The organism is Aquabacterium humicola (genome assembly GCF_030167915.1).
GTDB lineage: Bacteria > Pseudomonadota > Gammaproteobacteria > Burkholderiales > Burkholderiaceae_C > Pseudaquabacterium > Pseudaquabacterium humicola.
In genome coordinates, this window is the sequence record NZ_JARGNB010000001.1 from 1080026 (window position 1) to 1102167 (window position 22142).

The following is a 22142-nucleotide window of genomic DNA, read 5'->3' on the forward strand; positions in this document are numbered from 1 at the left end:
TCAGGTTGATGGCGGCGCGATGGCGGCTTCGGCCTCGGCCGGGGCGTCGGCCGCCGCTGCCGGCATCTGCGGAATGCGCGCGCGCACCCGTGTGCCCCGGCCGGGCGCCGACGTGACTTCGAATTCGCCGCCGTCTGACTCGACGCGGTAGCGCATGCCGCGCAACCCGTGGCGCCCCTGCGCCTCGGCGCTGACGTCGAAGCCGCGCCCGTCGTCGTCGACCTCGATGCTCGCCATGCCGTCGTCATCGTCGGTCAACGTCACCTTGACGCTGCGCGCCTTCGCGTACTTGGCGATGTTGGTGAAGGCCTCCTGCACGAGGCGGAAGACCGTCAGCTCGGCCTCGGGCGTCAGGCGCACCGGCGCGAACGACGCGTCGACGTCCAGCCCGATGCGTTCGCCGAACTCGCGGCACTGGATCTCCAGCGCGGCCACGAGGCCCAGCGTGCTCAGCGACGACGGGCGCAGGTCCTCGATGATGCGGCGCTTCAGCGCGATGCCGCTGTTGAGCGTGGCCGTCAGGTGGTCCAGGCGCTCCAGCGCCTCGGGGGCGGCATTGGCCAGCCGTGGCTTGATGCGCGCGGCGTCGAGCTTGGCGGCGGTCAGCAGCGCGCCGAGCTCGTCGTGCAGCTCGCGCGCCAGGCGCTGGCGTTCGTCCTCGCGTGCGGTCTGCAGGTGGCGCGCGAGCTCGGTGAGGTCGGTGGTGCGGCGGCGCACCTGCACTTCGAGCCGGTCGCGCTCGGCCTGCAGTGCCTGCTGCTGGCTGCGGCGCTGCGTTTCCATCGACTGGCGCTGGCGCAGGAAGAGGATCAGCGCCAGCAGGCTCGCCCCGGTCAGCGTCGCGACGCCGATGCGGTTCAGCAGCAGCGTGCCGAAGATGCGCTTCAGGCTCTGCTCGGCACGCCGGTTCTCCAGCGCCATCAGCTGCTCGCTGCGCACGCGGATGAACTCCATCTGGTCGCGGCCGATGTTGGTCATCACCACCTCGCGCGCGGTGTCGATGCGGCCTTCGCGCGCGAGGCGTATGGTCTCCTTCGCTTCGCTGACACGCAGCGTCACCGTCTCGGCGAGCTGGCGCGCCACCGGCTGCGCGGCCGGGTCGCCCAGGTGCTCGTAGTAGTCGCGCAGGGTCAGCAGGCTCTGCTCGAGCTCGGCCACCGCGCTGTCGAAGGGCGCGAGGTACTCGTCGCGCAGGGTCAGCAGGTAGCCGCGCTGGCTCGATTCGACGTCGACCGTGCGCCGCATCACCGCGTAGACCGCCAGCCGCGCCTGGCCGACCTCGACCAGCCGGTCCAGCGTGGTGCGCGCCTGCTGGTAGCCGCCTTCGCTGACCGCGATGATCAGCCCGCCCGCCAGCACCGCCAGCGGCAGCGCGAATGCGCTGTCGCGGAACCGGCGCAGCCAGTCCGGAAGTTTCACCGTGCGCCCTCCCCAGGCCTACACTCGCGCGAGCATCGCCAGGAGGCTGCCCGCGCATGATCCGCATCGCGATCGTCGACGACCATGCCGTGGTGCGCGCCGGGCTGCGGCAGTTCTTCTCCGACCAGGTCGACCTGCGCGTCACCGGCGAGGCGGCCAACGGCCGCGAGGCGCTCGACCTGCTGCGCGCCGGCGAGATCGACGTGATGCTGATGGACCTGTCGATGCCGGGCCAGGGCGGCGTCGACGCGCTGGCGGCGATCAAGGCGCGCGCGCCCGACCTGCCGGTGCTGATCCTGTCCGGCCTGCCCGAGGAACACTACGCCACCGCCCTGCTGAAGCAGGGCGCCAGCGGCTACCTGACCAAGGACTGCGATCCCGAGGACATCCTGCGCGCGATCCGCACCGTCGTGCGCGGCCGCAAGTACATCACCCCGTCGGTCGCCGAGCGGCTGGCCGACAGCCTGGCCGGCGACGCCGACAAGCCGCCGCACGAGCTGCTGTCCGAGCGCGAGTTCCAGGTCTTCCTGCGCCTGGCCAGGGGGGAGACGATCGGTCATATGGCCGACAGCATGTCGCTGTCGGTGAAGACCGTCAGCACCTACCGCACGCGCGTCATGGAGAAGATGAAGCTGTCGACCAACAGCGACCTGACCTACTACGCGCTGAAGAACGGCCTGATCCAGTGAGGTCCGTCCCTCGGCCGACGAGCCCGTCGGCCGGTTCATGACCGCTGCTCGCCGGCGCCGAGCTCGGCGCAGAAGGCGATCAGCTCGTCGAGCTCGCTGGACTTGTCGAAGACGCGGTCGGCGCCCAGCGCGGCGCAGCGGCGGCGGATGTCGGGCGTCGCATAGTTGCTCAGCACCACCAGCTTGCCGGCGCGTCCGCTGGCCTGCGCGGCAGCCAGCACCGGCAGCCCGGAGCCGACCTTCAGGAAGACGTCGATCAGCAGCAGGTCGCAGTAGCCTTCGGCCGAGTCCAGCCATTCCAGCGCGCGCTTCTCGTCCTCGGCGTAGCCCACCACGTCGACGGGCAGCAGGTCCTCGAGCATCGCGACGAGGTTCTGGCGGATCACCGCGCTGTCCTCGACGATGAAGCAGCGCAGCCGGCGCGCTGCGCCGGCGACCGAAGCGCGCTGGGAGAGGTGGGAATCGGGTTCGCGCACGACAGGCTGCAGGCGTGTTGCGGGAATCGGATGCTTTCCGGGGTCGTGCATTATCGAAGTCCCGGGCTGAAACCCAAGCAGTCGTGCATTCGCAGTCGTCCTGCTGTGCGGCAGCCGGCTCGCCCGGCGCTCAGCCCGGCAGCGCCAGCATCGCCGCCGCGACAGCCGCCAGAAGCGAACGGGCGCCGCTGCGGCCGCTGCGCCGGCGCGACGCACCGGGCAGGGTGCCGGCAGGCAGAGTCAGGTGCGGCGTCGCCGCTTCGTAGCCCAGCAGCGTGTCATCGATCTTGCTGTCGATCTCGCGGGGCCGGGGGCGGCGGCTGAGCTTCATCGGCTGTCTCCTGGTACCGCGCCCACTCTAGGCAGCGAGCGCTGGCCGCCGAATCGGCGCAGCACCGTTTCGCGTGTAGGACAACGCCTATACGCCGTTTCGTGCGCAGCGCCGGAGCCGAGGCGCCCGGACCCGGCAGGCACAATCGCGCTCCCTCGGTTCACCCCTTCCGGTCCCCTCTTCCGTGTTCAAGAATCTGATCGTTCATCGCCTCGCGCCCGGCTGGTCGGCGACCCCGGCGGACCTCGAAGCCGCCCTCGACGCGGCGCGTTTCCTCGAATGCGGCGCGACGCAGCCGCGCTCGGCCGGCTGGGTCGAACCCCGCGGCGTGGCCCACGGCCCGCTGGTCGAGGTGGTCGACGGCCAGTGGCTGCTGCAGTTGCTGATCGAGCAGAAGGTGCTGCCCGGCGCCGTCGTGCGCCGCCAGGTCGAGGCGCTGGCCGAACGCATCGAGCGCGACAGCGGCCGCAAGCCCGGCAAGAAGCAGCTGCGCGAGCTGAAGGAACAGGTGCAGCTGGCGCTGCTGCCGCAGGCCTTCACCAAGCGCGTGCACGTCAAGCTGTGGATCGCGCCGGCCGAACGCCTGCTGCTGATCGACGCCGGCAGCACCAAGGTGGCCGACGAGGTGATCACGCTGCTGACGAAGTCGCTGCCCGGCTTCGCCGCGCCGGCGGTGCAGACAGCGCTGTCACCGGCCGCGGCGATGGCCGACTGGCTGGTGAGCGGCGAAGCGCCGTCGGGATTCACCGTCGACCGCGACTGCGAGCTCAAGGCCAGCGACGGCGAAAAACCCGCCGTGCGCTACGCCCGCCACGCGCTCGACATCGACGAGATCCGCGGCCACATCACCGCCGGCAAGCAGCCCACGCGCCTGGCGCTGACCTGGAACGGCCGTGTCTCGTTCATGCTGACCGAGTCCGGGCAGATCAAGAAGCTGGCCTTCCTGGACGGCGTGTTCGAGGGCCGCAAGGCGAGCAAGGATGACGGCTTCGACGCCGACGCCGCGATCGCCACCGGCGAGCTCGCGCCGCTGCTGGGCGACCTGATCGACGCGCTCGGCGGCGAGCAGGCGATCGGCGGCGGCGGCGGCGCACCGGCGCCGGCGCCCGCGGCGACGGCCCCGGCGGCGGCACAAGCGACGACACAAGCGGCGGCACGAGCGACCGGCACCACCGACCTGCCGCCCTGGGAGACGGCGGAGGCCGCCGCCAGCTGACGTGTCTGGCGGCGCCGCGCTTCGCGGCGCTGCAGGATCAGGTGTTCTTGCTCAGCGTGATGGTCGGGAACTTCGCGCTGAAGTCCTTGGCCCTCTCGGCGATCTTCACCGCCACCTGGCGGGCGATCGCGCGGTAGGTCGCGGCGACCTCGCTGTCAGGTGCGGCGACCACCGTCGGCGCGCCCGAGTCGGCCTGCTCGCGGATCGCGCGCGTCAGCGGCAGCGCGCCGAGGTAGTCCATGTTGTATTCGGCGGCCATGCGCTTGCCGCCGTCGGCGCCGAAGATGTGCTCGGTGTGGCCGCAGTTCGGGCAGCTGTAGACGGCCATGTTCTCGATCAGCCCGAGGATCGGCACGCCGACCTTCTCGAACATCGCGACGCCCTTCTTCGCATCGAGCAGCGCGATGTCCTGCGGCGTCGTGACGATCACCGCGCCGGTCAGCGGCACGCGCTGCGACAGCGTCAGCTGGATGTCGCCGGTGCCCGGCGGCAGGTCGACGATCAGGTAGTCGATGTCGCGCCAGTTGGTCTGCCGCAGCAGCTGCTCCAGGGCCTGCGTGGCCATCGGGCCGCGCCAGATCATCGCCTGGTCGGGTTCGACGAGGAAGCCGATCGACATCACCTGCACGCCGTGGCCGACCAGCGGCTCCATGGTCTTGCCGTCGGCGCTCTCGGGCCGGCCGGCGACGCCCAGCATCATCGGCTGGCTCGGGCCGTAGATGTCGGCATCGAGCACGCCGACCGACGCGCCTTCGGCCGCCAGCGCCAGCGCGAGGTTGGCCGCCGTCGTGCTCTTGCCGACGCCGCCTTTGCCCGAGGCGACCGCGATGATGTTCTTCACCGACGGCAGCAGCTGCACGCCGCGCTGCACGACGTGCGCAATCACCCGGCTCTGCACGATCGCGTTGACCTTGTCGACGCCGGCCACGCTGCGCGCCGCATCGACCAGCTGCGCGTGCAGCTGCGGGATCAGGCTCTTCGCCGGGTAGCCCAGCGTGACCTCGAACGAGACGTCGCCGCCGCGGATCTGCAGGTTCTTCAGCTGGCGGCCGGACACGTAGTCCTTGCCGGTGTGGGGATCGGTGACGGTCTTGAGCGCTTCGAGCAGCGCGGCTTCGGTGACGGTGGCCATAGGCAGGCAGTCTATCGCCCTGCACCCATCCCCTCCCGCCGTCCCGCGGGCGACAGCGCTGCCGGCGGGGGTGCTGCCTAGAATGAATCGACCCCTGGCTGCCCCAGGCCGCGACCGCACGCCATGACCATTGCCTCGACGACGGCCGCACCGGCCGATTTCCGCGACCTCGCCGCGCTGGTGCGCGCGCATGCCGACGCCCGGCCGACGGCGCCGGCGGTCGTCTGCGGCGACGAGGGCATGGACTACCGGCGCTTCGACGCCCGCGCCGACCGCATCGCCGCCTCGCTGCAGCGCGACGGCCTGCAGCCGCGCGACACGATCGCGATCTGCGCGCCGTCCAGCATCGACTACCTCGCGCTCTTCATCGGTGCGCTGCGCGCCGGCGTCGCCGTCGCGCCGCTCGCGCCGAGCTCGACCGCGGCGCAGCTGGTCGCGATGGTGGGCGATGCCGATGCGCGCCTGTTCTTCGTCGATGCTGCCGTCGCAGACTCGCTGGCCGCCGCGGGCGCCACGCTGCCGCCGGGCGCGCGAAGCGTGCGGCTCGACGACAGCGCCGGCGACCTGCGCTTCGGCGACTGGCTGGCGCCCGCGGGCACCGCCCCCGCGCCGGTGGCCATCGATCCCGACTGGGCCTTCAACCTGATCTACTCGTCCGGCACCACCGGCACGCCCAAGGGCATCGTGCAGCCGCATGCGATGCGCTGGGCGCACATCCAGCGTGCGGCGATGTCGGGCTACGGGCCGGACACGGTCACGCTGACCGCGACGCCGCTCTATTCCAATACCACGCTGGTCTCGGTGATCCCCACGCTCGCCTACGGCGGCTGCGTCGTGCTGATGCCGAAGTTCGAGGCCGGCCAGTACCTGGCGCTCGCCGAGCGCCACCGCGCGACGCACACGATGCTGGTGCCGGTGCAGTACCAGCGGCTGATGGCGCGGCCGGACTTCGACCGCTTCGACCTGTCGGCCTTCCGCTTCAAGTTCTGCACCAGCGCACCCTTCCATGCCGAGCTGAAGGCGGACGTGCTCGCGCGCTGGCCCGGCGCGCTGGTGGAGTACTACGGCATGACCGAAGGCGGCGGCACCTGCATCCTGCAGGCCCATCTGCATCCGGACAAGCTGCACACGGTCGGCCAGCCGGCCGAGGGCCACGACATCCGGCTGATCGACGAAGACGGCCGCGAGGTGCCGCCCGGCGAGAGCGGCGAGGTCGTCGGCCGCTCGCCCGGGATGATGAGCGGCTACCACAAGCAGCCTGCGAAGACCGCCGAAGCCGAGTGGTTCGACGCCGAAGGCCGGCGCTACATCCGCACCGGCGATGTCGGCCGCTTCGATGCCGACGGCTTCCTGGTCCTGCACGACCGCCGCAAGGACATGATCATCAGCGGCGGCTTCAACATCTACCCGAGCGACCTCGAGGCGGTGCTGCGCCGCCATCCCGCCGTCGCCGATGCCGCGGTCATCGGCATCCCGTCGGCGGAGTGGGGCGAGACGCCGGTGGCCTGCGTAGTGCTGCGCGCGCCTGCCGACGCCGACGCCATCCGCCAATGGGTCAATGATCAGGTCGGCAAGACGCAGCGCCTGGCTGCCGTGCGCGTGCTCGACGAACTGCCGCGCAGCGCGATCGGCAAGGTGCTCAAGCGGGATCTGCGCGAGCGCTTCGCAAAGTAACGGCGCAGGTTCATCGCGAGGCCGTCCGGCGTCCGCTGAGGGACGTCCGCGCTGGCACGTCACGTGCATGCAAACGTGTCGATCCCCCTGGAAACGACCGATTTGCCTACCTCAACGGCGATGAAACTTCAAGCACATGACGGCCCGTAACCGCGTTGACGCTTTAAGGTGTTGCACCGAGCGAACACGAGATTCATTCAAGCTATATTCACGCCCTTCGCAGCCGGGCGAGCTGCCATGGGCCGGGTCTGGCCCCTGATATCAATACACACCCAAGTCGCAGAGACCCGATGCACTCGCGCGTCGGGCCTTCTGGAGGTCAACGAGTGGATTACGCTCAACAGCAACGCAACCCTGGCAAGCACCTGACCGGGTTCTCGATAGTCGTCGTCCTGCACATCATCCTGGGTTACGCGCTCGTCGCCGGCCTCGGCCGCAAGATCGTCGAAGTGATCAAGGCGCCGATCGAAACCAAGATCATCGAAGAGGTCAAGCCGCCCCCGCCGCCGCCGCCGGAGAACCTGCCGCCGCCGCCGAAGATGGCACCACCGCCGCCGTCCTTCGTGCCGCCGCCGGAAGTGCAGATCGCGAACCCGCCGCCGGCGCCTTCGATCACCGTGACGCGTGAAGCACCGCCGCCGGCACCGCCGGTGGCGCTGGCGCCGCCGCCGGCACCGGCCGCTCCGCCGGCCCCGGCCGCGCCGCGCCAGGCCGTCGCCGCGCAGATCAACGTCGCCGGCTGCGACAAGCCCGAGTACCCGGCCGCGGCCACGCGCGCCGAAGCCACCGGCACCACGCGCATCCGCTTCACCGTAGATGCCCAGGGCAAGGTCTCCAAGGCCGAGATCCTGCGTCAGTCCGGCGCTTCGCGCGAGCATCGCCTGCTCGACCGCGCCGCTGCAGATGCGTTGAGCAAGTGCCCGTTCAAGCCTGGTACGGACGAGAACGGCAAGCCCGTCGGTGCGACCGCCGAGGTCGACTACGTCTGGAAGCTCGAATAAGCGGTCGACCCGCTTTCGCCTCGCCCGTCTTTCCTTTCACCCCGCGCAGCACGACATCCGAACGAGAACTGCGCGACTGTCCCTGCCTGGAGTCACCCCATGTTCCTGAACAAACTCTTGCGCGCGCCGCTGGCGGCCGCTCTGTTGGCGATCGCCGCCCTGGCCACCACCGCCGCCCCGACCCCCGCGCTCGCTCAGGCCGCCTCGGCCCCGGCCAACGCCGCCCCGGCACCGGCCATCGCCACCGAGCCGGCCGTGAAGGTCGAGAAGGCGGAAGTCGCGAACCCCTACGGCCTCGAAGCGCTGTGGACGCAGGGTGACTTCGTTGCCCGCGGCACGCTGATCATCATGATCATCATGTCGATGGGCAGCTGGTACATCATGTTCACGAAGCTGTGGGAGCAGCGCAAGCTGCTGAAGGCGGCCGACGCCGTCAGCGAAGGCTTCTGGAAGTCCGGCTCGGTCGCCAAGGGCGCCTCGACGCTGGACGAAGGCAGCGCCTTCCGCTTCATCGCCGAGTCGGGCATCAAAGCCGACGAGCACCATGAAGGCACGCTGACCGAGCAGATCGACCGCCACACCTGGATCGGCATGAGCGTGCAGCGCGCCGTCGACAACATCAACAGCCGCCTGCAGGACGGCCTGGCCTTCCTGGCGACGGTCGGTTCCACCGCCCCGTTCGTCGGCCTGTTCGGCACCGTGTGGGGCATCTACCACGCGCTGACGGCCATCGGCATCTCGGGTCAGGCGTCGATCGACAAGGTGGCCGGCCCGGTGGGTGAAGCGCTGATCATGACGGCCTTCGGCCTGGCGGTCGCGGTGCCCGCGGTGATGGGCTACAACTGGCTGATCCGCCGCAACAAGACCGTGATGGAGCGCGTGCGCGCCTTCTCGGCCGACATCCACAACGTGCTGCTGGCCGGCAAGCGTTGAACCCGCGGCCGCCCGGCGGCCGCCCCGAGGGGGTTGTCGAAACCGGACCGGTCCACCCGATCCGGTTTCGCGCTTCGGTCGACACCGCCCCCTGGTCGCAACGCGGCCGGTCCCCGACGGGGACTACCAGCCGCGTTGCGGACTTCCCGCAAGGGAACACAGATTGAGGACCTGAATCATGGCCATGGCAGTCGGATCGCCCGACGGCGATGAAGACGCGATGAACAAGGACATCAACACGACGCCCCTCGTGGACATCATGTTGGTGCTGCTGATCATCTTCCTGATCACCACGCCGGTGATCACGCAGAGCGTGAAGCTCGAGCTGCCGAAGGAAAAGAACGTCCCGACGCAGACCAAGCCGGAGAACATCCTGCTGGCCGTCAGCAAGGATGGCGACGTGTACTGGAGCACGCGTCGCATGCCGGACATGGAGAAGCTCGTCGAAGAGCTGAAGAAGGAAGCGGTCAAGGATCCGCAACCGGAAGTGCACATCCGCGGCGACCAGGACGCGCGCTACGAAAGCGTCGGCCGGCTCGTCGTCGCCTGCCAGCGTGCAGGCATCGCGAAGGTCGGGTTCATCACCGAACCGCCGGCGCTCAACCAGTAAGAGGAGCCGATCATGGCCATGTCAGTAGGCTCGGGCGAGGGCGAAGGCGACGTGATGATGGACATCAACACCACGCCGCTGATCGACGTGATGCTGGTGCTGATCATCATGCTGATCATCACGATCCCGATCCAGACGCACGCGGTGAAGATGAACATGCCGGTGGGGCCGAGCTCGGCACCGCCGAAGCCGCCGGAGATCGTGCGCATCGACGTCGACTTCGACGGCACGATCGGCTGGAACGGCACCATCGTTTCGAAGGATGAACTGATCAACAACTTGGCACAAACCGCGGCCTTGCCGGACCAGCCCGAGGTGCACCTGCGTCCGAACAAGCTCGTTAGCTACAAGGTGGTGGCGATGGTGATGGCCAATGCGCAGCGACTGGGCGTCACCAAGATCGGCATCATCGGGAACGAGCAGTTCCTGAACTGATCGCACCGTCATCCATTCCTCCGATTCGAGACAGACGATGAAGACCTTGCACGCCCTCGCCGCCGCCGCGGTGCTGGCCTGCGCGCTGGGGACCGCCCAGGCGCAGTCCGTGCGGCCCGAAGTCGGCAAGCCGCTGCAGCAGGCCAACGAGCTGCTGCGCGCCGGCAAAGCCAAGGAAGCGCTCGCCAAGGTGCGCGAGGCCGATGCCGTCGGCGGCAAGACCGGCGCCGAGCAGATCATGATCGACCGCATGCGGGCCGCCGCCGCGCAGCGCGCGGGCGACACCGGCAGTGCGATCCAGGCCCTCGAGTCGCTGTACCCGAAGGTCTCCGGCAACGACGCCGCGCAGGTCGCCGAGCAACTGGCCTTCGCTTATTCGCAGGCCAAGGACTGGGGCAAGACCGGCCAGTGGATTGCCAAGGCGCAGGCCGCCGGCAGCAACAGCGCCCAGCTCAAGCAACTGCAGGCCTACGTGCAGGGCCAGAGCGGCGACTACGGCGCGATCGCCAAGGAGGCCGCGGCCGCCGTGGCCGCCGCCGAGCAGGCCGGCCGCCGCCCCGACGAGGGCGATCTGCTGCGCCTGCAGGACGCGCAGGCCAGGACGAACAACACCGCCGGCCAGACCGCCACGCTCGAGAAGCTGCTGACCCACTACCCCAAGAAGGACTACTGGGGCATCTACCTCGCCCGCGTGCAGCGCAAGAGCGGCTTCTCGGATCGTTTCGCGCTCGACGTGATGCGGCTGAAGCTCGCCACCGGCAACCTGACGAAGACCGAAGACTTCATGGAGATGGCGCAGCTCGCCATCCAGGCGGGCTACCCGACCGAAGGCAAGGCGATCGTCGACAAGGGCTTCGCCGCCGGCGCGCTGGGCTCCGGCGCCGAGGCCGACCGCCACAAGCGCCTGCGCGACCTCGCCGCGCAGCGCGAGGCCGACGCCAAGGCCTCGATCGAGCAGCGTGCCACCGAAGCCGCCGCGCAGAAGGATGGCAACGACCTGGTGCAGGTCGGCTACGCCTACGTCACGATGGGCCAGGCCGACAAGGGCATCCCGATGATCGAGCAGGGCATCGCCAAGGGCGGGCTGAAGCGTCCCGAGGACGCCAAGCTGCGCCTGGGCATGGCGATGCTGCAGTCGGGCAAGGGCGGCAAGGCCAAGGCGGTGCAGACGCTGCGCAGCGTGCAGGGCAACGACGGTGCGGCCGACCTCGGCCGGCTGTGGGCGCTGCACGCGAACCAGGCCGGCTGATCGGCCAAACGACCTCGTCTCGCGCGCCGGTCCCGTGTCGCTGCCCGACTTCGTCGAGCCGCTCGGCGATGGCCTCTACGCCGTCGACACCGGCTTCCACCGGCCGCGCTTCGATGCGGCCTACCTGCTCGTCGAACGCGGCCGCGCCGCGTTCGTCGACACCGGCACCAACCACGCGGTGCCGCGGCTGCTGGCCGCCCTCGAGGCGCTGGGCCTGGCGCCTGCCGATGTCGACTTCGTGATCCCGACGCACGTGCACCTCGACCACGCGGGCGGCGCCGGGCTGCTGATGAAGTCGCTGCCGCGCGCGACGATGCTGGTGCATCCGCGCGGCGCGCGCCACATGATCGACCCGCTCGCGCTGTACATGGGCGCGCAGGCGGTCTACGGCGAAGACGAGATGCAGCGCTCCTATGGCACGCTGCACGCCGTGCCCGCCGACCGGGTTCGCAGCCCGGCCGACGACGACGTGATCGAGCTCGCCGGCCGGCCGCTGCGCTTCATCGACACGCCTGGCCACGCGCGCCACCACCACTGCATCTGGGACGAAGCCTCCGGCGGCTGGTTCACCGGCGACACCTTCGGCCTGTCCTACCGCGAGCACGACACCGCGCGCGGCGCCTGGATCCTGCCGACCTCGACGCCGGTGCAGTTCGATCCCGATGCACTGCGCCGTTCGATGGATCGCCTGCTGGCCCGATCGCCGCGCGCGATGTACCTCACGCACTACAGCCGCGTCGGCGACGCGCCCCGACTGGCCGGCCTGCTGCACGAACAGCTCGACGCGATGGTCGCGCTCGGGCTGTCGCTGCGCGATGCACCCGAGCGCCACGCGCGGCTGAAGGCCGGCCTGGCCGACATCTACCGCTCGCAGCTCGCACGCCACGGCGTGCAGGATCCGGCCGCGGCGGTCGAGCAGCTGGCGCTGGACATCGAGCTGAACGCGCAAGGGCTTGCGGTCTGGCTCGACCGCGACAAGCAGGCCTGATGCGGGCCTGATGCAGGGTGCGGGCCTGATCCGCACCGGCGGCGACGTGCGTCGCCGCGTCCTTCAGGCAAGCTCGTCGTCGGCGTCCAGCTGTGCGAGGCAGTCGTCGAGCAGCGCATGCAGCGCGGCCACGCGCTGATCGCCCAGCCGCGCATTCAGCGCCAGCTGCGCCTGTTTCCATGCGCGCTGGCCTTCGGCGCGTTTCGCGCGGCCCGCCTCGGTGGCCACCACCGAGCGGCTGCGCGCATCTTCCCCCGGCCCCTGTTCGATCCAGCCCAGCGCCAGCAGCGGCTGCAGGTTGCGCGTCAAGGTCGACGCATCCAGCCGCATGCGCTGCGCCAGCGCCGAGGGCTTGAGCGGGCCGAAGAGCACGACCTGCGACAGCAGCGCGTACTGCGTGTTCTTCAGCCCGGTCGGCGCGACGTAGGCGTCGTAGTGGCGCGTCACCGCGCGGCTCAGCTGGCGCAGCTTCAGGTTGGTGCAGCCGCGCGGGGCGGCGGCGGTGCCCGGTTCGGTGGACGCGCTGGTTGATCGGCTCATCAGATGATTGTATATACAATGGTTGCAGGTACAACCGTTTGGAGCCGCAAAGCGATGTCCAGCCCCACCCCTGAAGAGACCCTGGCCGCCTGGCAGGCGCGCGAAGCCGAGCTGCGCGCGCGCATGCACGCGCCGGGCGTCAGCCGTCCGGAGCAGTTCGCCGGCAGGACCGGCACGCAGATCTTCGAGGCCATGTTCTCCGGCGAGCTGCCGACCGCGCCAATCGCGCACACGCTGGACTACCTGCTGATCGAGGCGCGCCACGGCCATGCCGAGTTCCAGGGCCGACCGCAGTTCGCGCACTACAACCCGCTGGGCACCGTGCACGGCGGCTGGATCGCGACCCTGCTCGACTCGGCGGTGGCCTGCGCGGTGCATTCGACGCTGGCGCCCGGCAAGGCCTACACGACGCTGGAGCTCAAGGTGAACTACGTGAAGGCGCTGACCGAGCGCGTGCCGCTGGTGCGCGCGATCGGCGACGTCATCAGCGTCGGCAATCGCGTCGGCACGGCCGAGGGGCGGCTGGTCGGCCCCGACGGCACGCTGTACGCGCACGCCACGACGACCTGCCTGATCTTCGAGATGAACGGCGGCGGCAACGGCCGCTGACTTCGCGCGTCAGCAGCTGCTGGCGCACGCGCAGGCCTCAGCGGCGCAGCGCGCCCGCTTCGCGCGCGAGCCGCGTGATGCGCGCCCAGTCGCCCTGCTCCACCGCGTCGGCCGGCGTCAGCCACGAGCCGCCGCAGACCTTGACGTTGGGCAGCGCGAGGAACTGCGGCGCCGTCTCCGGCGTGATGCCGCCGGTGGGACAGAAGACGATATCCGGGAACGGGCCGGCGAAGGCCTTCAGCATGCCCACGCCGCCGGCCTGCTGCGCCGGGAAGAACTTCAGGAAACTGTGGCCGTCGCCGTGCGCGCCCATCACTTCGCTGGCAGTGGCGACGCCCGGCAGCAGCGGCAGGCCGAGCTCGCGGCAGGCGCGGCCGACCTCCGGCGTGTAGCCCGGGCTGACGGCGAAGGTGCTGCCGGCATCGCGCGCGGCGCGCGCATCGGCCGCCGAACGGATCGTGCCGGCGCCGACCAGCGCCTCCGGCACCGCCTTGGCGATGGCCTCGATGCACTGCAGCGCGACGTCGCTGCGCAGCGTCACCTCCAGCACCTTGACGCCGCCGGCCAGCAGCGCCTCGGCCAGCGGCACGGCGTCGGCCACGCGCTGCAGCACGATCACCGGGATCACGGGGCCGTGCGCGGCCAGGCTCAGGGGGTCGATCATGTTCATCCTCACAACCAGGTGATCGCGCCTTCTTCGGCGCTGGTGACATGGCGGCGCATGCCGCCGAAGAGCTCGCGGCCTAGGCCGTGCGCATTGACCTCGGACTGCGTCGGGTCGATCGTGTGCGTGGCCCGGGCGGCCCATGCGGCGTCGTCGATCAGCACGTCGAGCTGGCCGTTGACGGCATCGAGCCGCAGGCGGTCGCCGTCGCGCACCCTGGCCAGCGCGCCGCCGGCCAGCGCCTCGGGCGACACGTGGATCGCCGCCGGCACCTTGCCCGACGCACCGCTCATGCGCCCGTCGGTGACCAGCGCGACCTTGAAGCCCTTGTTCTGAAGCACCGCCAGCGGCGGCGTCAGCTTGTGCAGTTCAGGCATGCCGTTCGCACGCGGGCCCTGGAAACGCACGACGGCGATGAAGTCGCGCTCCAGCTGCCCGGCCGCGAAGGCCTTCAGCAGCGCTTCCTGGCTGTCGAAGACCAGCGCCGGCGCCTCGACCACGTGGCGGTCTTCCGGCACCGCGGAGACCTTGATCACCGCGCGGCCGAGGTTGCCGGTCAGCAGCTTGAGCCCGCCGGACGCCGAGAACGGCGCCGCGTGCGGCCGTACCACCGTGGCATCGAGCGATTCGGCCGGCGCCGGCTGCCAGCGCACGGCAACCCGGGGGGCGCCGGACGTGCGCTCGTCGAGCACCGGCGCCTGCCCGTAGGCCGCGAGGCCGCCGCCCGCGACGGTCTCGACATCGCCGTGCAGGCAGCCGGCGTCGAGCAGCTCGCGCAGAACAAAGCCGGTGCCGCCGGCGGCCTGGAACTGGTTCACGTCGGCCTGACCGTTCGGGTAGACGCGCGCCAGCAGCGGCACCTCGGCCGACAGCTCGGCGAAGTCGGTCCAGTCGATGCGGATCGCCGCCGCGCGCGCCACGGCCACCCAGTGGATCAGGTGGTTGGTCGAGCCGCCGGTGGCCAGCAGCGCGACCATCGCGTTGACGATCACGCGCTCGTCGACGAGGCGGCCGATCGGCGTGTAGCGCTGGCGCTTGGTGATGCCCAGCAAGGTGCACACCGCCTCGCGCGTCAGCGCCTCGCGCAGCGGCGCATGGGGGTGCACGAAGGCGGCACCCGGCACGTGCAGGCCCATCGCCTCGAGCAGCATCTGGTTGCTGTTCGCGGTGCCGTAGAAGGTGCAGGTGCCGGCGCCGTGGTAGGCGGCCTGCTCGGCTTCCATCAGCTTGTCGCGGCCGACGAGGCCTTGTGCGTGCTGCTCGCGCACCTTGGCCTTGTCGCTGTTCGACAGGCCGCTGGCCATCGGACCCGCCGGCACGAACACACACGGCAGGTGGCCGAAATGCAGCGCGCCGATCAGCAGGCCGGGCACGATCTTGTCGCAGATGCCCAGCAGCAGCGCACCGTCGAAGACGTCGTGCGTCAGCGCGATCGCGGTGCCCATCGCGATCGTGTCGCGCGAGAACAGCGACAGCTCCATGCCCGGCAGACCCTGCGTCACGCCGTCGCACATCGCCGGCACGCCGCCGGCCACCTGCGCGGTCGCGCCCAGGCGTTGCGCCTCGTCGCGCAGCAGCGCCGGGTAGCGTTCGTACGGCTGGTGCGCCGACAGCATGTCGTTGTACGCGGTGACGATGCCGATGTTGGGCGCGCGCTCGGCGACGACCTTGAAGCGCTGGTCGCCCGGCATGCCGGCGAAGGCGTGGGCGACGTTCGCGCAGCCCATGCGCTCGGCGCCCGGCGGGCGGTTCGACAGCGCGTCGATGCGGGCCAGGTAGGCGCGCCGGCCGGCGGCGCTGCGCTCGCGGATGCGCGCGGTGATCTCGGCGATGCGGGTCTTCATGGCACGATGGTAATCGATGAGTCGAAAATCAGGTAACTTGGTTACAGACCGAGTACCCGGGCGGGGTATTCGGCAGTTCTGGCATGCTGCGTGCCTCGCCCATGCTGACCCCGCTCCGCGACCCGCTGGCGCTGCTCGAGCGCACCCGTGCCGACTGGCCCGACCACGGCGACCTCTGGGTCTTCGGCTACGCGTCGCTGATCTGGCGGCCGGAATTCGAGGCCGTCGAATGGCGGCCGGCGCTGGTGCGCGGCTGGCACCGTTCGTTCCGCATGCGCTCGCGCGTCAACCGCGGTTCGCCGGACCAACCGGGCCTGGTCTTCGCGCTGATGTCGGGCGGCATGTGCCGCGGCCGTGTCTACCGCATCCCGCGCGAGCGCGCCGACGACGAGCTGGTGCGGCTGTGGCAGCGCGAGATGCCCACCGGCGTGTACGACCCGCGCTGGCTCGCCTGCCAGACCCCGGGCGGCGTGCTGCATGCGCTGGCCTTCACCTTGAGCCGCCGCAGCCCGAACTACACCGGCCGGCTCGACGACGAGCAGCTGCTGCACATCCTGCGCCATGCCGAGGGCCGCTACGGCACGACGCTGGACTACCTGCTGCAGACCGCCCATGCCTTGCGCGACTGCGCGGTGCGCGACCGGGAAATCGAGCGCCTGGTCGCGCTGGCGCGCGGCCAGGGACTGGTCTGATCCGCCGCTAACTTGCCGGGTAAGCGGGCGGCGGTGGGCTCGAGGCCCGAAGCGCCGCGAGATCGTCCTCGGTATCGACGTCGATCAGCACGCCCGGGTCCTCGAGCTCGAGCCCGATCGACGGGTAGCGCGCGACAACGCGGCGAGCACCCTCGTCGCCGCTCAACTGCACGAGGTCGGAGAACAGCTCGGACGAAAAGCCCACCGGGTGCCCACGGCGGCCGCGGTGCTGCGCGAAGACCACCGGGTGCTGGTCCAGCGCCGCAGCCACCGCCTGCAGCGAGCCCGGCTTCACCATCGGCATGTCGCCCGGCAGCACCAGCCAGCCCGCCGCTTCCGGCCGGGCCGCGACGCCGGCAGCGATCGAATAACCCATGCCGAGCCCGGACGGGCCGGTGCCGACCTCGGGCAGCACGACGACATCGCGCCGCGCGACCCAGCGCGACGATTCGGTCGCCAGCGGCTCGGTGGTCACCACCACCACGGGCAACCCGCTGGCGATCGCCTGCCCGATGGTGCGGCCCAGCACGCTCTGGCTGCCGAGCTGCTGCACCAGCTTGTGGTCACGCCCGCGAAAACGGCTTCCGCGGCCCGCGGCCAACACGACGATGACCGGTTGCGGTTTCATGCTGCGTTGCATCGATGGGCCAAGCATGGGGGCGCCCGGCGCCGATCGACAGTGGGAGCATCACTTAAGGCGTTCCACGTAGGGGTTCCGCCCCAAGCGGGAGGGGGCGGCATACTGCACCCTCATGGACCGCCGCCTCGCCGACCTGCGCAAGAGCTACGAGCGGGCCGAGCTCGACGAGTCGGCCGCCGATCCGCAACCGTTGCGCCAGTTCCAGCTGTGGCTGCAGCAGGCACTGGAGGCCGAGCTGCCGGAGCCGAACGCGATGACGCTGGCCACCGTCGGCGCCGATGGCCGGCCGTCAACGCGCATCGTGCTGATCAAGGGCTGCGACGAGCGCGGCATCGTCTGGTACACGAACTACGACAGCCGCAAGGGCCGCGAGCTCGCCGTCCATCCGGCCGCCGCGCTGCAGTTTCACTGGGTCGAGCTCGAACGTGTCGTGCGCATCGAGGGCACGGTCGAGAAGGTGAGCGCGGACGAATCCGACGCCTACTTCGCGTCGCGCCCGCTCGATTCGCGCCTCGGCGCCTGGGCCTCGCCGCAGAGCCAGGTGATCGGCTCGCGCGCGGTGCTGGTGGCCAACGCCGCGCGTTACGCCGCGCAGTTCGCGCTGTCGCCACCGCGGCCGCCGCACTGGGGCGGCTACCGCCTCGTGCCGGACGCGTGGGAGTTCTGGCAGGGGCGCAAGAGCCGCCTGCACGACCGCCTGCGCTACCGGCTCGACGGCGGCCAGTGGCTGCGCGAGCGTCTCGCGCCCTGATCGCCCGGGTCCCTCAGCCCTTCAGTCCGGCGTGATCGCCACCGCCTGCACGAGCTGGTCGATCGCGGCGAGGAAGCGTCGCACGTCGATCGGCTTGGTCCAGTAGTCGTCGAAGCCTGCGTCGCGCGCGGCCTGCACGTCGTCGGGCATCGCGTTGGCCGACAACGCGATGTAGCGGCGGCGGGCGTGGCGCGGATCGGCGCGCAGGCGCTGCATCACTTCGACCCCCGACATGTCCGGCAGCTGCAGGTCCAGCAGCACGACGTCCGGCTCGAAGGCCGCGGCGCGCTCGATCGCACTGGTGCCGTCCTCGCAGAGCTCGACCGCCAGCGCGGGGCGCATGCCGAACACTTCGCGCAGCAGCAGCAGGTTGACCGGGTTGTCTTCCACGGCGAGCACGCGCAGCAGCGGCGAACCGCCGGCGGATGTGGGCGCAGGCTTCGCGGCTGCCGACACGGGCGCCGCGGGAGCGGTCACCACGGTCCCCGGCACGCCGGCCGCCGACGACGAGGCGGCCGGCTCCGGCGCACTGGGCAGCCAGATGTGGAACTCGCTGCCGCGGCCGGGCCGGCTGTCCACATCGATGCGGCCGCGCAAGCGCTCGACGTAGCGGCGCACGATGGCCAGGCCGATGCCGGGCCCATCGATCGCCTCGTGCTCGGCGCCCAGGCGCTGGAAAGGTTCGAAGGCCGCCTGCAGCTGCTCCGCGCTCATGCCGCGCCCGGTGTCGCGCAGCGCCAGTACCCAGCCCGGCGCGTCGTCGCGCTCGCGCGCAAAGCTGCGCAGCTCGACGATGCCGCCGGGCCAGTTGAAGCGGATCGCGTTGTCGATCAGCTGGTCGAGCACACGCGACAGGCGCAGGCGGTCGCTCAACACCCATCCGGGCAGCGGCCGCGACAACACGTGCAGTTCGACACCGGCCTCGCGCGCCGCGGCCTGCGCGCGCTGCACGGCCTCGGTCGCCAGCTCGTCCACCGCCAGCGGCTCGAACACCAGCGGCGCGGCACTGCTGTCGTCGCCGGCCAGATCGAGCACTTCGTCGATCATCAGCAGCAGCTTGCGGCCGGCGGTCTCGATGCGCGCCAGGCGTTCCTGCTGGCGCGTGCTCGGCGGTTCGTCGCGGTCGTGCATCAGCAAGGTCGCGAAGCCGAGCACCGCGTTCAGCGGCGTGCGCAGCTCGTGGCTCATGCGAGCGAGGAACTCGGTCTTCGCGCGGCTGGCCTGCTCGGCCTGCAGGCGCTCGCGGGCCACCGCTTCGGCATGGCGCCGTTCGGTGATGTCGATGTCGATGCCGGCGACATAGAGCGCACGGCCGGCCGAATCGCGCACCGCCCGGCCGAAGGACGCGAGCCAACGCAGTTCGCCGTCGGGCCAGCGCACGCGGCTCTCGTGGCGGTAGGTCTCGCCGCGCTCGATGTCGCGGCGCAACGCGGCTTCGCCGGTCGCGAAGTCACCCGGGTCGGTGGATTCCGCGATGACGTCCTCGACCGGCAGCGGCGACGGCACGCGGCCGCGCAGGCGGTAGCCGACGTCGCTGAGGTAGGAGGGCCGGCCATCGAGGCGACGCTCCCACACGCCGACACCGGCGGCTTCCAGCACGAAGCCCAGCCGCTCGCGCTCGCGCGCCAGCGCCAGGCGGGCCATCTCCTGCTCGGTGACGTCGACGTGCACCCCGAAGGACACCCGCCGGCCGTCGCGCACGACGCGGCGCGTGCGCGCATGGATCCAGCGCACCTCGTCGCTGCCGGGGACCGGGATGCGGAACACCAGGTCGTCGACCTGCGGCCACTGGGCCTGCGATTGGCGCTGGCGCTCGCGCATCCAGTCGCGGTCCAGCGCATGCACATGGCGCTCGATGTACTCGTCGATCGACGGCGGCCCTTCGGCAGCGGCCCGGTGGTGCATCCGGTACATCTGGTCGTCCCACTCGACCGGGCCGGTGTCGACGGGCCGCGACCAGAACGCGAGGCCGATCGTCTCCGCAGCGAGCCGCATGCGATCGGACAGCCGCAGGCTGCGCTCGCGCTCGGCGGCCAGCTCGCTCAGGTCGATCGAGATGCCCAGCAGCCCCAGCAGCCGACCTTGTGCGTCACGCTGCGCGACGCGCCGCGTCAGCAGCGTGCGAAAGCCGCCCTCGGGCAGCGAATAACGCACCATCGCATCGGCCACGCGGTCGCTGCCCAGCGCCTGCTGCATCGCGCGGGCGGCGCCCGCCACGTCGTCCGGGTGCATGTGCGCGCGGTGCTCCGCCAGCGGCACCTTGAAGACGTCGCCGCTGTTGCCCAGCGCCATCGCGCCGCGCCGGATGAAGTGGATGTGGCTGAGCTCGGCGTCGATCCACCAGACCGACACGTCCGACAGGTACAGCGCGCGCTCGATCAGCTCGCGGTCGTCCTCGGGCCCCACGCGCGGGGCGGCATCGGGCAGCAGCCAGATCAGGCGGCCGTCGGGCAGGGCGATGGTGCGACTGCGGACGCGCTGCGCGATCGGATGACCGAACAGGCGGTCGGCGTCGCCGGGCACGCGCAGTCCGTCGATCCAGTGTTCGAAGGCGACCGGTGACAGCCCGCTGCCGGCGAGCCACTGGCGGGCCGCATCGTTCATTTCCCATCCCGGCTCGTCGCCGCCTTCGCGCACGCGAACGGCCGGCAACGGTGCCTGGCGCCAGAGCTGGTCCATCGAACACCCGTGTTGAAGTTCGCCGTTCGCTGCGGCAACCACGCCCCGGGTCAGTGTAGCGCCGGGTCCGGCGCGGGAAAGCCGTCGCCGTCAGCGGCGCACGCGCGCGGCGAAGGTGCGCCGGAACTTGTCCACCTTCGGCGCGACCACGAACGCGCAATAACCCTGACCCGGATTGCGCGCGAAGTAGTGCTGGTGGTAGTCCTCCGCACGCGAGTAGTTGCGCTCGGGCGCGACCTCGGTGACCACGCGGTCCTTGTTCGCCCGGTTCACCTCCACCAGCACCTCGTCGATCACGGCCTGCTGCGACGGCTCATGCCAGTAGATGCCGGAGCGGTACTGCGGACCGACATCGTTGCCCTGGCGGTTGAGGGTCGTCGGGTCGTGGATCACGAAGAAGATCTCGAGCACCTCGCGCAGCGTGATGCGGTGCGGGTCGAACTGCACGCGCACGACCTCGGCGTGGCCGGTGTCGCCGCCGCAGATCTGCTCGTAGGTCGGCGCGATGACCTGCCCGTTGCTGTAGCCGGACTCGACCGCGGTGACGCCGTCGACTTGCTCGTACACCGCCTCCAGGCACCAGAAGCAGCCGCCGCCCAGGGTGATCGTCTCGAGGTCCATCGGATCGTCCTTGTTGTGTTCGATGACGCATTGTCGAGGCGCGGCGCAAGGCCTTACAGCCCGCACAATGCGCGCCGCGGGCGCCGGGATCGGCCGCCCGGGAGAAACCATTGGACAGCCTGCTCGCCACCCTCGACTGGGTGCATGTGAAACCGGTGTTGACAGCGTTGGCGCTGCCGCCGGTGCCGTGGATGCTGCTGATCCTGTTCGCGCTGCTGCGCGGGCGCGGCCGCACGCGGCGGGTGGTGGTGATCGCCTCCCTGCTCGGCCTGTGGTTCAGTTGCACGACGGTGCTCGGGAACGCACTCGAGCAGTGGCTGCTGTCGCCGCCGCCGGCGTTGAGCGAAGCGCGCATCGCCGCGATGAAGCCGACGGCGGCACGGCGCATCGCCGTGGTCGTGCTCGGCGGTGGGCGTGAGCGGCTGGCGCCGGAATACGGCGAATCGCACCTCGCGCCGCGCTCGATGCAGCGGCTGCACTACGGCATCTGGCTCGCGCGCCGGCTCGACGCGCCGCTGATGTTCGCCGGCGGGATCGGCCTGGCGCAGGACGAGGGCCCGGCCGAAGCCGACATCGCCGCCCGCATCGCCGAACGCGACTACGGCCGCAAGCTGCGCTGGGTCGAGAACGGCTCGCGAGACACGCGCGAGAACGCGGCGTCGGGCTTGGCGATGCTGGCCGGCTCCGGCGTGACCGAGGTCGTGCTGGTCACGCACGACTGGCACATGCGGCGCGCGCAGCGGGCCTTCGTCGAAGCGGCGCAGCGCAGCCGCAGCCCGATGCAGGTGACGGCCGCACCGATGGGCCTGGCCGCGGCCGACGATCGGATGGTGCTGCGCTGGCTGCCCTCGAGCGAGGGCTTCGTGCAGGTGCGGCTGGTGCTGCGCGAGGCGCTCGGCCTGCTGATGGGGGCTTGAACGCGGCAGCGCGTGAAAACGCGTGACCCACA

23 protein-coding genes are annotated in these 22142 nt (G+C 70.9%); 13 read left to right on the forward strand and 10 right to left on the reverse strand.

What is annotated here, in order from left to right:
* Positions 1–1419 carry a CHASE3 domain-containing protein gene (locus P1K89_RS04765; protein WP_284615219.1) on the reverse strand — a complete coding sequence of 473 codons (1419 nt, stop codon included), beginning with the start codon at positions 1417–1419 and terminating at the stop codon, positions 1–3.
* 56 nt (positions 1420–1475) lie between these two features.
* On the opposite strand from P1K89_RS04765, the gene P1K89_RS04770 reads away from it, so the two are divergent.
* On the forward strand, positions 1476–2108 hold the full coding sequence (locus tag P1K89_RS04770; protein ID WP_284615221.1) for a response regulator: 633 nt from the start codon (positions 1476–1478) through the stop codon (positions 2106–2108).
* A 35-nt stretch (positions 2109–2143) separates the two neighbouring features.
* Here the strand turns inward: P1K89_RS04770 and P1K89_RS04775 are convergent, their stop codons facing one another.
* Both P1K89_RS04775 and P1K89_RS04780 read right to left on the reverse strand, forming a co-directional pair.
* Entirely contained in the window at positions 2144–2584 is a 441-nt protein-coding gene (locus P1K89_RS04775; RefSeq protein ID WP_284615222.1) for a response regulator transcription factor, read from the reverse strand.
* 130 nt (positions 2585–2714) lie between these two features.
* Positions 2715–2915, reverse strand: coding sequence for a hypothetical protein (locus P1K89_RS04780; protein WP_284615223.1), 201 nt, complete (start codon positions 2913–2915; stop codon positions 2715–2717).
* Positions 2916–3099: 184 nt separating this feature from the next.
* Between P1K89_RS04780 and P1K89_RS04785 the strand changes: the two genes are divergently transcribed.
* Positions 3100–4131 carry a recombination-associated protein RdgC gene (locus P1K89_RS04785; RefSeq protein ID WP_284615224.1) on the forward strand — a complete coding sequence of 344 codons (1032 nt, stop codon included), beginning with the start codon at positions 3100–3102 and terminating at the stop codon, positions 4129–4131.
* 37 nt (positions 4132–4168) lie between these two features.
* On the opposite strand, the gene apbC is transcribed toward P1K89_RS04785, so the two are convergent.
* Positions 4169–5263 carry an iron-sulfur cluster carrier protein ApbC gene (gene apbC / locus P1K89_RS04790; protein ID WP_284615225.1) on the reverse strand — a complete coding sequence of 365 codons (1095 nt, stop codon included), beginning with the start codon at positions 5261–5263 and terminating at the stop codon, positions 4169–4171.
* Positions 5264–5386: 123 nt separating this feature from the next.
* Between apbC and P1K89_RS04795 the strand changes: the two genes are divergently transcribed.
* The 7 genes from P1K89_RS04795 (at position 5387) to P1K89_RS04825 (ending at position 12153) form a co-directional block, all read left to right on the forward strand.
* Entirely contained in the window at positions 5387–6937 is a 1551-nt protein-coding gene (locus P1K89_RS04795) for a class I adenylate-forming enzyme family protein (RefSeq protein ID WP_284615226.1), read from the forward strand.
* A gap of 326 nt (positions 6938–7263) precedes the next feature.
* A complete protein-coding gene (locus P1K89_RS04800; protein ID WP_284615227.1) occupies positions 7264–7938 on the forward strand; it encodes an energy transducer TonB in 675 nt (224 codons plus the stop codon).
* A 99-nt stretch (positions 7939–8037) separates the two neighbouring features.
* The gene (locus P1K89_RS04805; RefSeq protein WP_284615228.1) at positions 8038–8871 is read left to right on the forward strand and encodes a MotA/TolQ/ExbB proton channel family protein; all 834 of its coding nucleotides are present in this window, start codon (positions 8038–8040) and stop codon (positions 8869–8871) included.
* Between the two features lie 178 nt (positions 8872–9049).
* On the forward strand, positions 9050–9481 hold the full coding sequence (locus P1K89_RS04810; protein ID WP_284615229.1) for an ExbD/TolR family protein: 432 nt from the start codon (positions 9050–9052) through the stop codon (positions 9479–9481).
* Positions 9482–9493: 12 nt separating this feature from the next.
* Entirely contained in the window at positions 9494–9916 is a 423-nt protein-coding gene (locus P1K89_RS04815; RefSeq protein WP_284615230.1) for an ExbD/TolR family protein, read from the forward strand.
* 37 nt (positions 9917–9953) lie between these two features.
* Complete coding sequence (locus P1K89_RS04820; protein ID WP_284615231.1) at positions 9954–11165, forward strand: hypothetical protein; 1212 nt, start codon at positions 9954–9956, stop codon at positions 11163–11165.
* Between the two features lie 34 nt (positions 11166–11199).
* Entirely contained in the window at positions 11200–12153 is a 954-nt protein-coding gene (locus P1K89_RS04825; protein WP_284615232.1) for an MBL fold metallo-hydrolase, read from the forward strand.
* Positions 12154–12216: 63 nt separating this feature from the next.
* On the opposite strand, the gene P1K89_RS04830 is transcribed toward P1K89_RS04825, so the two are convergent.
* Positions 12217–12693: a MarR family winged helix-turn-helix transcriptional regulator gene (locus P1K89_RS04830; protein ID WP_284615233.1), complete on the reverse strand. Its 477-nt coding sequence runs from the start codon at positions 12691–12693 to the stop codon at positions 12217–12219.
* A gap of 54 nt (positions 12694–12747) precedes the next feature.
* Between P1K89_RS04830 and P1K89_RS04835 the strand changes: the two genes are divergently transcribed.
* The gene (locus P1K89_RS04835) at positions 12748–13302 is read left to right on the forward strand and encodes a PaaI family thioesterase (RefSeq protein ID WP_284615234.1); all 555 of its coding nucleotides are present in this window, start codon (positions 12748–12750) and stop codon (positions 13300–13302) included.
* 37 nt (positions 13303–13339) lie between these two features.
* On the opposite strand, the gene eda is transcribed toward P1K89_RS04835, so the two are convergent.
* Together eda and edd are read right to left on the reverse strand one after the other, a co-directional pair.
* Positions 13340–13966 carry a bifunctional 4-hydroxy-2-oxoglutarate aldolase/2-dehydro-3-deoxy-phosphogluconate aldolase gene (gene eda, locus P1K89_RS04840; protein WP_284615235.1) on the reverse strand — a complete coding sequence of 209 codons (627 nt, stop codon included), beginning with the start codon at positions 13964–13966 and terminating at the stop codon, positions 13340–13342.
* Positions 13967–13974: 8 nt separating this feature from the next.
* A complete protein-coding gene (edd, locus tag P1K89_RS04845; RefSeq protein WP_284615236.1) occupies positions 13975–15810 on the reverse strand; it encodes a phosphogluconate dehydratase in 1836 nt (611 codons plus the stop codon).
* Between the two features lie 101 nt (positions 15811–15911).
* Here edd and P1K89_RS04850 point away from each other — a divergent pair, with 101 nt between their 5' ends.
* A complete protein-coding gene (locus P1K89_RS04850; protein WP_284615237.1) occupies positions 15912–16502 on the forward strand; it encodes a gamma-glutamylcyclotransferase in 591 nt (196 codons plus the stop codon).
* A 7-nt stretch (positions 16503–16509) separates the two neighbouring features.
* On the opposite strand, the gene P1K89_RS04855 is transcribed toward P1K89_RS04850, so the two are convergent.
* Positions 16510–17130: a nucleotidyltransferase family protein gene (locus tag P1K89_RS04855; RefSeq protein ID WP_284615238.1), complete on the reverse strand. Its 621-nt coding sequence runs from the start codon at positions 17128–17130 to the stop codon at positions 16510–16512.
* A 124-nt stretch (positions 17131–17254) separates the two neighbouring features.
* Here P1K89_RS04855 and pdxH point away from each other — a divergent pair, with 124 nt between their 5' ends.
* Entirely contained in the window at positions 17255–17893 is a 639-nt protein-coding gene (gene pdxH / locus P1K89_RS04860; RefSeq protein WP_284615239.1) for a pyridoxamine 5'-phosphate oxidase, read from the forward strand.
* A 21-nt stretch (positions 17894–17914) separates the two neighbouring features.
* Here pdxH and P1K89_RS04865 read toward each other — a convergent pair whose 3' ends face one another.
* Together P1K89_RS04865 and msrA are read right to left on the reverse strand one after the other, a co-directional pair.
* Complete coding sequence (locus P1K89_RS04865; RefSeq protein ID WP_284615240.1) at positions 17915–20572, reverse strand: ATP-binding protein; 2658 nt, start codon at positions 20570–20572, stop codon at positions 17915–17917.
* A gap of 90 nt (positions 20573–20662) precedes the next feature.
* Positions 20663–21193, reverse strand: a complete 531-nt coding sequence (msrA, locus tag P1K89_RS04870; RefSeq protein ID WP_284615241.1) for a peptide-methionine (S)-S-oxide reductase MsrA — start codon at positions 21191–21193, stop codon at positions 20663–20665.
* Between the two features lie 110 nt (positions 21194–21303).
* Between msrA and P1K89_RS04875 the strand changes: the two genes are divergently transcribed.
* Positions 21304–22110, forward strand: a complete 807-nt coding sequence (locus tag P1K89_RS04875; protein ID WP_284615242.1) for a YdcF family protein — start codon at positions 21304–21306, stop codon at positions 22108–22110.
* Positions 22111–22142: the final 32 nt, after the last annotated feature.